The 12986-nt window shown below is 53.9% G+C and carries 11 protein-coding genes; all 11 read left to right on the top strand.

Annotated features, from left to right (window positions below):
* Positions 1–107 precede the first annotated feature (107 nt).
* On the top strand, positions 108–1862 hold the full coding sequence (lonB, locus tag ABIE48_RS23150; RefSeq protein WP_145029139.1) for an ATP-dependent protease LonB: 1755 nt from the start codon (positions 108–110) through the stop codon (positions 1860–1862).
* A 90-nt stretch (positions 1863–1952) separates the two neighbouring features.
* Positions 1953–4289, top strand: a complete 2337-nt coding sequence (lon, locus tag ABIE48_RS23145) for an endopeptidase La (protein WP_145029137.1) — start codon at positions 1953–1955, stop codon at positions 4287–4289.
* Positions 4290–4306: 17 nt separating this feature from the next.
* Entirely contained in the window at positions 4307–4951 is a 645-nt protein-coding gene (gene yihA, locus ABIE48_RS23140; RefSeq protein ID WP_192717259.1) for a ribosome biogenesis GTP-binding protein YihA/YsxC, read from the top strand.
* A 334-nt stretch (positions 4952–5285) separates the two neighbouring features.
* Positions 5286–5873 (top strand): non-ribosomal peptide synthetase module, encoded by a 588-nt coding sequence (locus ABIE48_RS23135; protein WP_145029132.1) that lies wholly within the window; start codon positions 5286–5288, stop codon positions 5871–5873.
* Positions 5874–6181: 308 nt separating this feature from the next.
* Positions 6182–6580 (top strand): adenosylmethionine decarboxylase, encoded by a 399-nt coding sequence (gene speD / locus ABIE48_RS23130; RefSeq protein WP_089548381.1) that lies wholly within the window; start codon positions 6182–6184, stop codon positions 6578–6580.
* Positions 6581–6698: 118 nt separating this feature from the next.
* On the top strand, positions 6699–7226 hold the full coding sequence (locus tag ABIE48_RS23125) for a hypothetical protein (protein ID WP_145029130.1): 528 nt from the start codon (positions 6699–6701) through the stop codon (positions 7224–7226).
* A gap of 300 nt (positions 7227–7526) precedes the next feature.
* On the top strand, positions 7527–8915 hold the full coding sequence (hemA, locus tag ABIE48_RS23120; RefSeq protein WP_192717258.1) for a glutamyl-tRNA reductase: 1389 nt from the start codon (positions 7527–7529) through the stop codon (positions 8913–8915).
* A 119-nt stretch (positions 8916–9034) separates the two neighbouring features.
* On the top strand, positions 9035–9757 hold the full coding sequence (gene ccsA, locus ABIE48_RS23115; RefSeq protein WP_354519726.1) for a cytochrome c biogenesis protein CcsA: 723 nt from the start codon (positions 9035–9037) through the stop codon (positions 9755–9757).
* A 5-nt stretch (positions 9758–9762) separates the two neighbouring features.
* Positions 9763–10413, top strand: a complete 651-nt coding sequence (locus ABIE48_RS23110; RefSeq protein ID WP_483312663.1) for a precorrin-2 dehydrogenase/sirohydrochlorin ferrochelatase family protein — start codon at positions 9763–9765, stop codon at positions 10411–10413.
* On the top strand, positions 10413–11369 hold the full coding sequence (gene hemC, locus ABIE48_RS23105; RefSeq protein WP_145142000.1) for a hydroxymethylbilane synthase: 957 nt from the start codon (positions 10413–10415) through the stop codon (positions 11367–11369). Before ABIE48_RS23110 ends, hemC begins: the two co-directional genes overlap by 1 nt.
* A gap of 11 nt (positions 11370–11380) precedes the next feature.
* The gene (cobA, locus tag ABIE48_RS23100; RefSeq protein ID WP_192717255.1) at positions 11381–12934 is read left to right on the top strand and encodes a uroporphyrinogen-III C-methyltransferase; all 1554 of its coding nucleotides are present in this window, start codon (positions 11381–11383) and stop codon (positions 12932–12934) included.
* The last annotated feature ends 52 nt before the right edge of the window (positions 12935–12986 follow it).

The raw sequence follows: 12986 nt of genomic DNA, 5'->3' as shown, positions 1-12986 counted from the left end.
TACTACCATGTATCAGGCTAACGAACCTATTTCCGGCAAGATGATTTATCAATCTAAAACCATGCCGGAGGAGAAGCCACTGAACTGAGAATCGGGAGGGATTTACTATGGATTTAACCATGATTATGATGCTGGTACAATTTTTCTTTGCGATCATCATCGGCGTCTATTTTTGGAATTTGCTCCGAGGGCAGAAGACGAACCGCACCGCGGTGGATCGGGAATCACGCAAAGAGATGGATAAGCTGCGCAAGCTGCGTTCGGTTTCGCTGACCAAGCCGCTGGCCGAAAAAACGAGACCGCAGTCGCTGCAGGATATCGTCGGACAGAAGGACGGGCTTCGTGCGTTGAAGGCCGCGCTGTGCAGCGGGAATCCGCAGCATGTCATTATCTATGGGCCACCGGGAGTCGGGAAAACCGCAGCCGCCCGGGTCGTGATGGAGGAGGCCAAAAAAAATCCGGCCTCGCCATTTAAAGCCGATGCCAAATTTACCGAAATCGATGCGACCACCGCCCGTTTCGACGAGCGGGGGATTGCCGATCCATTAATCGGATCGGTCCATGACCCGATCTATCAGGGGGCGGGCTCCATGGGCGTCGCCGGCATTCCCCAGCCTAAGCCAGGTGCGGTTACGAAAGCGCACGGGGGAATTTTGTTTGTCGACGAGATTGGGGAATTGCATCCGATCCAAATGAATAAATTGTTAAAAGTACTGGAGGACCGTAAGGTCCTGCTCGAAAGTGCATACTATAATTCGGAGGACAGCAACACCCCGGCCTATGTGCACGATATTTTCCAGAACGGCCTTCCGGCCGATTTTCGTCTGGTCGGGGCAACGACACGCTCGCCGCAGGAAATTCCGCCGGCGCTGCGTTCGCGCTGTATGGAAATCTTTTTCCGCCCGCTGCTTCCTGAGGAGATCAGCCGCATTGCGGAAGATGCGATTCAAAAGATCGGTCTGAAGCCATGCCCGGAGGCGGTCGAGGTTGTGAAGCAATATGCCACCAACGGACGCGAGGCGGTCAATATCATTCAGCTGGCAGCAGGTTTGGCCTTGACGGAAAAAAGGGACTCCCTGTCGGCTTCCGACGTCGAATGGGTAGCAAGCAGCAGTCAGCTTCAGCCCCGTCCGGACCGGAAGGTTCCGGAGCGACCGCAGGTTGGCCTGGTCAACGGCCTTGCCGTGTACGGTCCGAACATGGGAGCGCTGCTTGAAATCGAGGTGACTGCCGTTCCTGTCGCCAAAGGACAAGGTATTTACAATATTACCGGGGTCGTCGAAGAGGAAGAGATCGGCGGGGGCAGTTCCAGAACGCTGCGCCGCAAGAGCATGGCGAAGGGTTCCATCGAAAACGTGCTGACCGTTCTGCGCTCCATGGGTCTTTCGCCGGGCGATTACGATCTGCATATCAATTTCCCTGGAGGAACGCCGATTGACGGTCCTTCTGCCGGGGTTGCCATGGCTACCGCCATCGTTTCAGCGATGAAAGGGCTGCCGGTGGACAATCGTCTGGCCATGACGGGCGAAATCAGCATTCACGGCAAAGTAAAGCCGATCGGGGGCGTTATCGCCAAAGTTGAGGCGGCCTTCCAGGCAGGAGCGACGACAGTGATCATTCCGAAGGAAAATTGGCAGACTCTGTTCGAGGATTTGAACGGACTGCGCGTCATTCCGGTGGAGTCGATCCAGGAAGCGTTCGGGCATATTTTCGGAAGCGAGCTGGATCGTCAAGTCGACAGCAGCGCAGAGGAAACGATCGAACCCAGCGCGGCCCCGGAGACATTCCCGGCAGCTTCAGCTTCCTTCCTGCATGCCAAGCCTGCGCGTAACAGCCAAATAACGGATGCCGGCTCCTGCTGATCAGGCTACAAAGATTGGTGTTTTATGTGAACATTTGCTAAAATAAAATCGAATGTCATAACCCTGAGAACGGCTGGAGGTGCAAAAGCGATGGGGCCCAGTAAATCAAAAGGCCGCCGGTTTCCTTTACTGCCTTTGCGAGGCCTTCTAGTCTACCCGAGCATGGTTCTGCATCTCGATGTAGGCCGGGAGAAATCGGTCAAAGCGCTGGAAAAAGCAATGGTGGAAGATAATTTGATTCTCCTTTGTTCTCAGTCCGAGGTGAACATAGAAGAACCAACGCAGGAAGATATTTTCCGGGTTGGCACAGTCGCCAACGTCAGACAGATGCTGAAGCTTCCGAACGGCACCATCCGGGTGCTGGTGGAAGGGATGGAGCGCGCCGAGATCATTCAGTACACGGACAATGAAGAATATTACGAAGTCATTGCCCGCGAGCTGAAGGAGGAAGACAGCGACGATCCTGAAGTGGATGCACTGATGCGTACGGTACTCAGTCAATTCGAGCACTATATTAATTTATCGAAAAAGGTAACGCCCGAGACGCTTGCCGCGGTGTCCGATATCGACGAGCCCGGCAGGCTGGCCGACGTCATTACAAGCCATCTGTCGTTAAAAATCAAGGATAAGCAGGATATTCTGGAGACCGTCGACGTTGGCAAACGGCTCGAGAAGCTCCTCGATATTCTGAATAACGAACGCGAAGTGCTGGAGCTGGAGCGCAAAATTAACCAGCGCGTCAAGAAGCAGATGGAAAAGACGCAGAAGGAATATTATTTGCGCGAACAGATGAAGGCGATTCAGAAGGAGCTGGGCGAGAAAGAAGGCCGCGCCGGAGAAGTCGAAGAGCTGCGTGAGCAGATGAACAAGCAGGAGCTTCCCGAAAGGGTCAAAGAGAAGGTGGAGAAAGAAATCGACCGTCTCGAGAAAATGCCTGCAAGCTCGGCGGAAGGCGGCGTGATCCGCAATTATCTCGATTGGCTGCTTGGCCTTCCCTGGTCGGCTAAAACCGAGGACGATCTGGATATCCATAAGGCGGAACAGGTGCTCAACGAGGATCATTACAGCCTCGACAAGCCGAAGGAGCGCGTACTCGAATACCTGGCCGTTCAGAAGCTGGTGAAGAAGATGAAAGGGCCGATTCTGTGCCTGGTCGGACCTCCGGGCGTTGGTAAAACTTCGCTTGCCCGGTCGATTGCCAAATCGCTGAACCGCAAGTTTGTCCGGATATCGCTCGGCGGCGTGCGGGATGAAGCGGAAATCCGCGGTCACCGGCGCACCTATGTGGGAGCGATGCCGGGACGGATTATCCAGGGAATGAAGAATGCGGGTGCGCTGAACCCGGTATTCCTGCTGGATGAGATCGACAAGATGGCTTCGGATTTCCGGGGAGACCCGTCTTCGGCGCTGCTTGAAGTGCTCGATCCGGAGCAGAACAATACGTTCAGCGACCATTTTATCGAGATTCCGTTCGACTTGTCCCAAGTAATGTTTATTACGACGGCGAATGCCATTCATAATATTCCGCGTCCGCTGCTGGACCGGATGGAAGTGCTCAACATCCCGGGTTATACGGAACTGGAGAAGCTTCAAATCGCCATGCGCTATCTGCTGCCGAAGCAGAAACGGGAGCATGGCCTGAACGAAGACCAACTGGAGATCGGGGAAGAGGCGCTCATGAAAGTGGTCCGCGAGTACACCCGGGAATCCGGCGTACGGAACCTGGAACAGCAGGTCGCGGCGCTGTGCCGGAAGGCTGCGAAGATCATCGTATCCGAAGAGATCGATAAGATTACCATTGGGCCGGACGATGTCAAGGACTATTTAGGCAGCCCGAACTTCAGATATGGCGTGGCCGATCTGGAGGATCAGATTGGTGCGGTAACCGGCCTGGCCTGGACCGAGGTCGGCGGCGTAACATTAATGGTCGAAGTCACGGTCGTGCCGGGATCCGGCAAGCTGACCCTGACCGGCCAATTGGGGGACGTGATGAAGGAATCGGCACAGGCCGCTTTCAGCTACACGCGTGCCAAAGCCGATGAGCTTGGCATCGACCCCGATTTTCATGAGAAGAATGATATCCATATTCATATCCCTGAAGGGGCGATTCCGAAAGATGGACCTTCGGCAGGCATTACGATTGCCACGGCCCTCGTGTCGGCCCTGACCAAGAAACATGTCTCCAAAGACATCGCCATGACCGGTGAAATCACCCTGCGCGGCCGGGTGCTGCCGATCGGCGGACTGAAGGAGAAATCGCTGGCTGCGCACCGCGCCGGCTACAAAAAAATACTGCTCCCCAAAGACAACGAGCGGGATCTGCGCGAGATTCCGGACAGCGTCAAAGAAGAAGTGGAGTTTGTTCCGGTGTCCCATATGGACCAGGTGCTGAAGCATGCACTGGTGGAGCAGGCGGGAGTGCACTAGAGAGGGTTTTATTTAACATGAAAGTTACGAATGCAGAATTTATTATCAGCGCCGTCGGCCCTGACCAATATCCTGTGGACGCCTTGCCGGAGATTGCTCTGGCAGGGCGTTCCAATGTCGGCAAGTCCTCGCTCATCAACCGGATGATCAATCGGAAGAACCTGGCGAGAACAAGCTCGACCCCGGGCAAAACCCAGCATATGAACTATTATCGTATTAATGAGGCTTTGTATTTTGTGGACTTCCCAGGGTACGGCTACGCCAAAGTGTCCAAGACGCAGCGGGCTGCCTGGGGCAAGATGATTGAGAAATACATGCTGGAGCGGCAGACGCTGAAGCTGGTTCTCATGGTGGTGGATCTTCGCCACCCGCCGACCAAGGATGACGTCATGATGTATGACTGGCTTCAGCATTATGACATTCCGATCTGCGTCGTGGCTACGAAAGCGGATAAAATACCGAAGAGCCGCTGGCAGAAGCATGTCAAGCAAATGAAGGAGAGCCTCCTTCTCCGCAGCACTGATTTGTTCGTCATGTTTTCTTCGGAGCTTGGTGTGGGTAAAGAAGAGTTATGGGCTGTGATCCAGTCATTTACGGAAAACGGCGACTCTCCGCAGTCCGGGGCGGTTCCGCAGGAAGGGCAGCAGCAGGATAACCCGTAACGCCTCAACCTAACGAAAATGCGATAAATTCGCTGTATACTATAGGGATTCAGACTTTTCGCGGGAGGAAAGTGAGCATCCCATAAGATTTTTCGGCTACAATCCGGTTTAATCCGTTATTTTATGAAATATGAAGGAAATTCATGGTTCGCTCAGCAAGCCAATGCTCGAGGATGTGCTGTATAATAATACTAAAGGTTGTTTAAAGAGGCCTTGAGCCCCTTTAACGATCTTCGCCCGCCATGTCCGGCGGAAATTTTTCTTGCGATTATAGAATCGAACCGTGCTGGAGCACATCGTTCTGTAATCATAAAAAAGAATTGAGGAGATTTTTATGGCTCAGCGGTTAGCCACAGAGTATGTTCAAACTACTTTACAAATGACGGAGCAGCAATTGAACCAATTTTTGCATTCGGCGGAAAGCTGTCATGTGCATCCTTATGTGAAAGTACTGGACGGCGGAGGACAAGAAATTGTGCTTGAAGACGAAAGCGGCGAGGCGGTTCATCTCCCTCTGGAGCGTAAAGGTTCGTTATACATCTGTGAATTGTCTTGCCGCTTGGTGAACCCTCATCTGACAAACGCGGTCCGCAAACTGTTCGTCGCCTGCAAAGGAGACGGAATCGTCAATCGCATTTATCAAGGATTCACGATGATGTATTATTATGAAAAAGGCTCGGTTCGCAAAATTGCGGAAGTTACGACTTCCCAGAGTAAGCTGGTGTATGAATATAAGCATACGGCCGGAGAACTCCAGCGAATGTTCCAGCTCACCGAGGTCGAACAGGAAATATCCCGTTTGTACCAGGATATTAACTTTTGGCTCGATGAACGGAACAAAGCGGTGACCCCTGAACAGATTGCTCTCATTGACCAGAAACTGCGCCTCACCACACATAAATGGTTTGCACTTGAGGCTTGAGATGGCCTCGGAGAAAGAGAACCCTTCGGTAACTGAAGGGTTCTTTTTACGTCTCAAATGCCCAGTAAAACGGGTCGGGTGACGCGGGGATGAGTGGCTAAAAATAAATATTTGCAAAGGATAAAAAAGGGTTGCAATTAGGGCGGATAGATGTTATTTTTAATCTCGTTGAAAAGAATTATATAGGAACCAGGATTCACTCAGGACATTGAATGTTGCGAGAGATTATTCCCTCGGGAAGTGAATGACGTAGGTCCTAGCGGATGAAATTTTCAAACATTTTATTCCTAGGAAGGGGGAACCGAAGGATGGAATATTCAACTTTCGGAAGACACGTTGCTGTTGATACTTGGGGTGTAGATTTTGACATGCTGAATGACGCGGAATTTCTGCAGGCTCAGATGGTTGAGGCAGCCGAAGCATGCGGTGCTACAGTCATGTCGGTACAATCCAAGCAGTTTGAACCACAAGGCGCTACAGTACTCGTATTGTTGTCAGAAAGCCACCTCTCGATCCACACGTATCCTGAGAGAGGATTCGCAGCGATCGACTGCTACACTTGCGGTGAGACGGTAGATCCACAGTTGGCCATTGATTACCTGGTATCCGTATTGAAACCTGAGAAAACTTACGCCAAGAAACTGGTGCGCGGTTTGGGTGAATTGACGGTAGAAACCCCTGAACTGAAACAGACCGAGCTGGTGTAACTTCGCGGCACGAATAACGATATCTAAATCATAACCATGGACATCTCCATGGTTATTTGTTTTTTTGGACCCCCATACAATGAGTAGTAAGCTTGTTAACAGGGAGGTTCGCTTAAGCGTGAGAAGGAGAAAACAGAGGGATTTGCTGTTTGTCGGTCTGCTGCTGGTACTGCTTGTCAGCCTTGTCTACCAAGGATACCGGATGATTTGGCCTCATACCGAAGGAGAGAATGCCGAAAGGATGCTGTTCGAGGTGGCCCAGTTTCAAATGCAGGTGCTGGGAACGTCCCTGGCGGATGCGGCTGGCAGTTCGCGCACCGATGAGCTGAACGCCCTCAAGCTGGCGGCATATTCGGCGTCGTATGCTCACGACCGGCTGGCAAAAACATTTGGGGACGGTGCCGTCGATCCGCTTAAACCGGTCGGTGATCTGGTTAATGTAATCACAGAATGGCAAATCGGCGGCAACCGCCTCCTCACCGACGCGGAGAAGGACATGCTGCTTCGGTACAGCCAGCTGTATGCAGGTGTCATGCCTGTATACGAAAAGCTGCTGAGCGAGGACGGGCACGTGATCGCCTCGCAAGCAGGCCAGCTGAAGAAAATCGGCAAAGAACTCGCCAAGACGCTGGAAGAAACGCAATAAAGAGGGTATAAAGCCCAGTGCTTTGTGACACAATAAATCACATGTAATTTCATAAACATTTCAAAAATAGTTCAGAGAGAGCAGGACATTTGTGATATAATGAACACGTTGTTAATGAACGTACCGTAAGAAAAGCGTCTATCGACGTACCTTCAAAGAAGACAGACCGCGTTTAAATGTAATTTTTCTTGCAATATCAGGAAGCCATGGCTCTGGAGTTTAAACTTTCTGATATTATCAAAAAAACGTCCTGAACTGGATCTTTTTTTTTGAAATGAAACATAGGCAGGTGAACACGTAATGCACATCGTCGTTGTCGGATTAAACTATCGTACAGCGCCTGTAGAAGTGAGGGAACGTTTTACATTTGATCAAAGCGAACTTCCAAAGGCACTCAGCCAGCTGATGCTGACGAAAAGTGTAATGGAAGGCGTGATTGTGGCTACGTGCAACCGCACTGAAATATACGTGGTGGTGGACCGTCTTCATATGTGCGGATATTTCATCCGCAGTTTTGTGGAGCAATGGTTTGACATCCCAAGAGAAGAATTTACAAAGCATTTATATATATATGAAGACGAGCAGGCCATTTCTCATTTGTTCCGGGTGACCTGCGGCCTGGACTCCATGGTGATCGGGGAGACGCAAATTTTGGGTCAGGTCCGCAGCGCCTTCCTGCAAAGCCAGGAGGAGAAAGCGACGGGCACCTGGTTCAACATGCTGTTCAAGCAGGCTGTGACCCTTGGCAAGAGAGCCCATTCGGAGACTTCCATTGGGGAAAGCGCAGTGTCCGTGAGCTACGCGGCCGTTGAGCTGGGCAAACGGATTTTTGGCATGTTCAACGACAAGAAGGTGCTCATTCTCGGTGCCGGCAAAATGAGCGAGCTGACCGTCAAGCACCTGTACGCGAACGGGGCCGAAGAGGTGATCGTCGCCAACCGGACCCTGGCGCGGGCGGAGGAGCTGGCCAGCAAGTTTCGAGGTACGCCGTGCACGATGGAGCAGGCGATTGCCCGGCTTCACGAAGTGGACATCCTGATCAGCTCGACCGGTGCCAAGGATTACGTCCTTACGCCGGCGCAGGTCAGCGAGAGCATGAAGAAGCGGCAATCCCGGCCGCTGTTTATGATTGATATTGCGGTGCCGCGGGACATTGATCCGGCTATCGCCGAGATTAGCAACGTATTCCTGTATGATATTGACGACTTGGAAGGAATCGTTGAGAGCAACCTCGAAATGCGCCGGGCGGAAGCCGCGAAGATCGAAGTGATGATCGAAGAGGAGAAGACGGCGTTCTATCAATGGCTCAAGACGCTCGGCATCCGGCCGGCGATCCGTGCGCTTCAGGAGAAGTCCACGGCGATTCATGAAGAGACGCTGGAAAGCCTGTTTAACAAGCTGCCTGAACTGAACGACCATCAGCGCAAAGTCATTCGCCGGTTGACCAAGAGCATCGTCAATCAGATGATGCACGATCCGATCAACCGCTTGAAGGAAATGGCCGGCGGCAAGGAAGGCAATGAGGCGCTAGAGTTTTTCACACATATATTTGCTTTGGAAGAGGACATGAATGCGTCCGGTCATGGCAGCAGCGTCATGGAGAAATCCGGCAAGGTCCCGCAAGGGATCAGCAAGAACCCATCGGACATGAAGCTGTCCAAGGTTTCTTTGACTCCTGCAAGCCTGTAAACCGGTAGGGGGAGTTGACATTGCTCACTGGTTTTTACGATGCCGGCATTTATATCTACGCCCTGAGCCTTCTGTTTTTTATCTCGGATTGCATACGACGCAATCAGGGGGCAAAGCGGATGGGTACAGGGCTTCTTGTTGTAGTTGGCGTTTTGCAGGGAGGCGCGCTTCTGATCAGAGCGTGGCAGGAGAGCATGCTGCCGATCTTTACCCCGTTCGATTTTTTGCTCTTATTTTCATTTAGTATCGTCATCGCCGCGCTGATCATGAACTGGGTGCAGCGGTCGGAGTTTGCCGTCCTGCTGCTCAGCATCATCGGATTCAGCGCCATGGTGCTGAACCGTTTATGGTTTGCGGCCGGGAATAACCCGCTGCGTCATTGGGAGACGGTACACGGCCTGCTCATACTGCATATCACGCTCGCCAACCTAAGCTTCGCCGTTTACACCATTACCGCCGTATTTGCCGGCATGTATTTGTTTCTTCATAAAAGGCTGAAAGGGAAAAAATGGAGCGACACCGTCCGCCGGCTTCCGAGTCTTGAGCTGATGGACAAGTATACGTACCTGCTCGCATCGATCGGAACCCCGCTCTTATCCGTTTCGTTCATCGTCGCGGTGCTGTCGCTTATTTCCGAAGGCAAGCTCAGCCTGCTGCTGGACTTGAAAGTAGTGGCTACGCTTGCCGGACTGGCGATTTATTATTTTTTTCTGATTCGTAAACGTTCCAAACAGCATTCCGGTCAAGTGATGGCCCAGTGGATTCTGATCGGATATGCGTTTATTATCTTTATTTTCGTACTGAATACGTGGTCCGATTTTCACCGTTGGACAGGAGAGTGAGTCCTTTGTCGGTATATTTGCCCGTAATGCTGGATTGCAAGGGGCGCTGTTGCGTCGTGGTGGGCGGCGGGGCCGTGGCCGAAAGAAAGGTAAATTCCCTGCTTGCGGCTTCGGCCGATGTGACGGTGATCAGTCCGGAAGTGACACAAGGACTGCGGCAGCTTGTAATGGAAGGCCGGATCCGCTGGATTTCCCGCGAGTACGCGGCGGGAGATTTGGCGGGGGCCTTTTTGGTCTATGCGGCAACCTCCTCGCCTGACGTGAACGGTGCCGTGATCGACGAAGCAGAGCGGATGGGTGCGCTGGCAAACGCGGCCGGCGGCAGTAAGCCGGGTTCTTTTATCAGCCCGAGCGTGCTTCGCCGGGGCAGGCTGGTGGTCGCCGTGTCCACATCGGGCGCCGGACCGGCGCTGGCTGCGGAGATTTGCGACAGGCTGGAGGAAGAATACGGCCCCGAATACGAGGAATATCTCGAATGGATGTACCGGATGCGCAGCAGCATCAAGAGGCAGGTTACGCGCCCGGAAACCCGGCAAAGATTATTAATGAAAGCGGCAGAGCTTGAAGTGCTGGATGAAATCCGCAAGGGCACGTTTGAGCCGTGGGATACGGAACAAATCAAGCAATGGATTGCGAACAACCAGGAGGAATCATGATGCGGACAATCGTAGTAGGCAGCAGACAAAGCGCTTTGGCATTAACGCAGACAGGGCAGGTCATCGACCAGCTGAAGCAGCTGTGCGCGGAACACGGGTTTGATTTTCAATTTGAAGTGAAAAAGATCGTAACGAAAGGCGACCGCATTCTGGATGTGACGTTGTCCAAGGTCGGCGGGAAAGGCTTGTTCGTTAAAGAAATCGAGCAGGCTATGCTGGACGGCGAGATCGATATGGCCGTGCACAGTATGAAGGACATGCCTTCGGTTCTCCCCGAAGGTCTGATGAACGGTGCAGTGCCCCGTCGCGTCGATCCGAGGGACTGCCTCATTTCCCTTCATGGGAAAAGCATTGACGAGCTTCCGCAGGGAGCGAAAGTGGGAACGAGCAGCCTGCGCCGCTCCAGCCAGCTGAAGGCTCACCGGCCGGACCTGGAACTGGAGCCGGTTCGCGGGAATATTGACTCGCGTCTGCGCAAGCTCGAGACGGAAGGCTTTCAGGCGATCATTCTCGCCGCTGCCGGACTGTACCGCATGGGCTGGGAGGATAAAATCAGCTCGTATATTCCGGTGGAGACCTGCCTGCCGGCTGTTGGCCAAGGAGCGCTCGGCATCGAATGCCGCGAAGATGATGCGGATCTGCGCAGACTGCTTGATTTATATAACGATAAGGAATCGGAGCTGACCGTTGCTGCCGAACGCAAATTTCTCGCCGTACTGAACGGCGGCTGCCAGGTGCCGATCGGGGCCCACGCCGTACTCGTTCCGTCCGAAACGGAGCATTCCCAAGGGACTCCGCCCGTTATACAATTAACGGGAATGGTAGGATCTCCCGAAGGGGACGTCATTTTAAAAGAAACGCTGACGGGAACGGATCCACAGAAGCTTGGGGAAGACGTTGCCAATAAGCTGATTGCCCAGGGAGCCGAGAGAATTCTGGAACAGACCAGGGAGTAGGGGATGAGAACATGGCGGGAAGAGTATTTTTGGTGGGAGCCGGGCCCGGGCATGCCAAATTAATTACGGTAAAAGGGCTGGAATGCCTGCAAAAGGCGGATGTCGTCGTATATGACCGCCTGGCTGGGCCGCAGCTGCTGCATTCGCTCAAGCCGGGAACGGAAAAAATATACGTCGGCAAGCTCCCGGACCGCCATACGATGAAGCAGGAAGAGATCAACCAGCTGCTGGTGGACCTTGCCCTGCAGGGCAAAACGGTCGTGCGGCTGAAGGGCGGCGATCCGACGATATTCGGACGCGTAGGTGAGGAAGCCGAGCTGCTAAGGCGAAACGGCATTCCGTATGAAATCGTGCCCGGCATTACGGCGGCGATCGGGGTACCGGCGTACGCAGGCATTCCGGTGACCCACCGGGATTTGGCATCTTCCTTGTCCATCATCACCGGACATGAAAGCCCGGACAAGCTGGACCGGATGATCGAATGGGACAAGGTCACGAACGCGACCGGAACGCTGGTCTTTATGATGGGCGTGGCCAAGATCGGTTATATCGCCGAGCAGCTGATGCGCCATGGACGCAAGCCCGGCACGCCAGTGGCCTTGATCCGGTGGGGGACACGGGCGGAGCAGGCGGTGCTCGCCGGGACGCTCGCCGACATCGCGGAGAAAGTGGAGCAGGCGGACTTTCAGCCGCCGGCCGTCATCGTTGTTGGCGACGTCGTGCGGCAGCGCGAGCAGCTCAAATGGGCGGAGTCGCTGCCGCTGTTCGGCAAGCGAATCCTCGTCACCCGCTCCCGGGCCCAGGCAAGTGATCTGGTCAACCGGATCGAGGAGCTCGGCGGGGAGCCCTACGAATTTCCGGTGATCGAGACGGTGTATCCCGAAGCGTCCGAGCTTAAGCAGGGCATTCGAGACGCCTTCGATCGGCTCGATGAATACGACTGGGTGTTCTTCACCAGCACCAACGGCGTCGACTACTTCTTCCGCCATTTGATGGAGCAGGGGAAGGACATCCGGCAGCTGCACCGGGCGCGGATTGCGGCGGTCGGCCCGGCCACAGCCGAAGCGCTCGGGCAGCGGGGCATCATCCCCGTGGAGCTGCCGGACCGCTTCCAGCAGGAAGGACTGATCGAGTCGCTGGGCAGCCAGCTGCTCGCCGGCCAGAAGGTCTTCCTTCCGCGCGGGGATCTGGCACGAAACTGGCTGCCTGAGAAGCTCGCGGAGATGGGACTCGAGGTCACCAGTGCGGTGATGTACCAGACGATCGCCGGGCGGGAGGACGATCCCGAATTGATCCGGCTGCTGGAAGAGGGCGGGATTCATGCCGTGACGTTTACCAGCTCGTCGACTGTGAACAATCTGCTCTCGATTTTGAAGCGGATGGGAGTGCAGGACCCGGCAGCGCTGCTGCAGGGCGTAGAAGTTGCATGTATTGGAGAAATTACGGCCAAGACAGCCCGTGACGCGGGGCTTGAAGTAGGCATCATTGCCGAAGAAGCGACGCTGGACAGCCTTGTCCGGTCGCTGTGCCTGTGGAACGCGGAAGCTGCGGCCGCATCAGAATAGAAGGGTCTGGGATGACCTAGACTCGTAAATATCTACCAACAGGAGGTTTACA

It is taken from the genome of Paenibacillus sp. OAE614 (genome assembly GCF_040546645.1).
Taxonomy (GTDB): Bacteria; Bacillota; Bacilli; order Paenibacillales; family Paenibacillaceae; genus Paenibacillus_AQ; species Paenibacillus_AQ favisporus.
The sequence above is the reverse complement of the archived record's forward strand: the minus strand, read 5'-3'. Positions and strand labels throughout refer to the sequence as shown.

Excerpts from the sequence above, each read along its gene's own strand:
- lonB (WP_145029139.1), top strand. The coding sequence starts at position 108 with ATGGATTTAACCATGATTATGATGCTGGTACAATTTTTCTTTGCGATC.
- lon (WP_145029137.1), top strand. The coding sequence starts at position 1,953 with ATGGGGCCCAGTAAATCAAAAGGCCGCCGGTTTCCTTTACTGCCTTTG.
- yihA (WP_192717259.1), top strand. The coding sequence starts at position 4,307 with ATGAAAGTTACGAATGCAGAATTTATTATCAGCGCCGTCGGCCCTGAC.
- ABIE48_RS23135 (WP_145029132.1), top strand. The coding sequence starts at position 5,286 with ATGGCTCAGCGGTTAGCCACAGAGTATGTTCAAACTACTTTACAAATG.
- speD (WP_089548381.1), top strand. The coding sequence starts at position 6,182 with ATGGAATATTCAACTTTCGGAAGACACGTTGCTGTTGATACTTGGGGT.
- hemA (WP_192717258.1), top strand. The coding sequence starts at position 7,527 with ATGCACATCGTCGTTGTCGGATTAAACTATCGTACAGCGCCTGTAGAA.
- ccsA (WP_354519726.1), top strand. The coding sequence starts at position 9,035 with ATGGGTACAGGGCTTCTTGTTGTAGTTGGCGTTTTGCAGGGAGGCGCG.
- hemC (WP_145142000.1), top strand. The coding sequence starts at position 10,413 with ATGCGGACAATCGTAGTAGGCAGCAGACAAAGCGCTTTGGCATTAACG.
- cobA (WP_192717255.1), top strand. The coding sequence starts at position 11,381 with ATGGCGGGAAGAGTATTTTTGGTGGGAGCCGGGCCCGGGCATGCCAAA.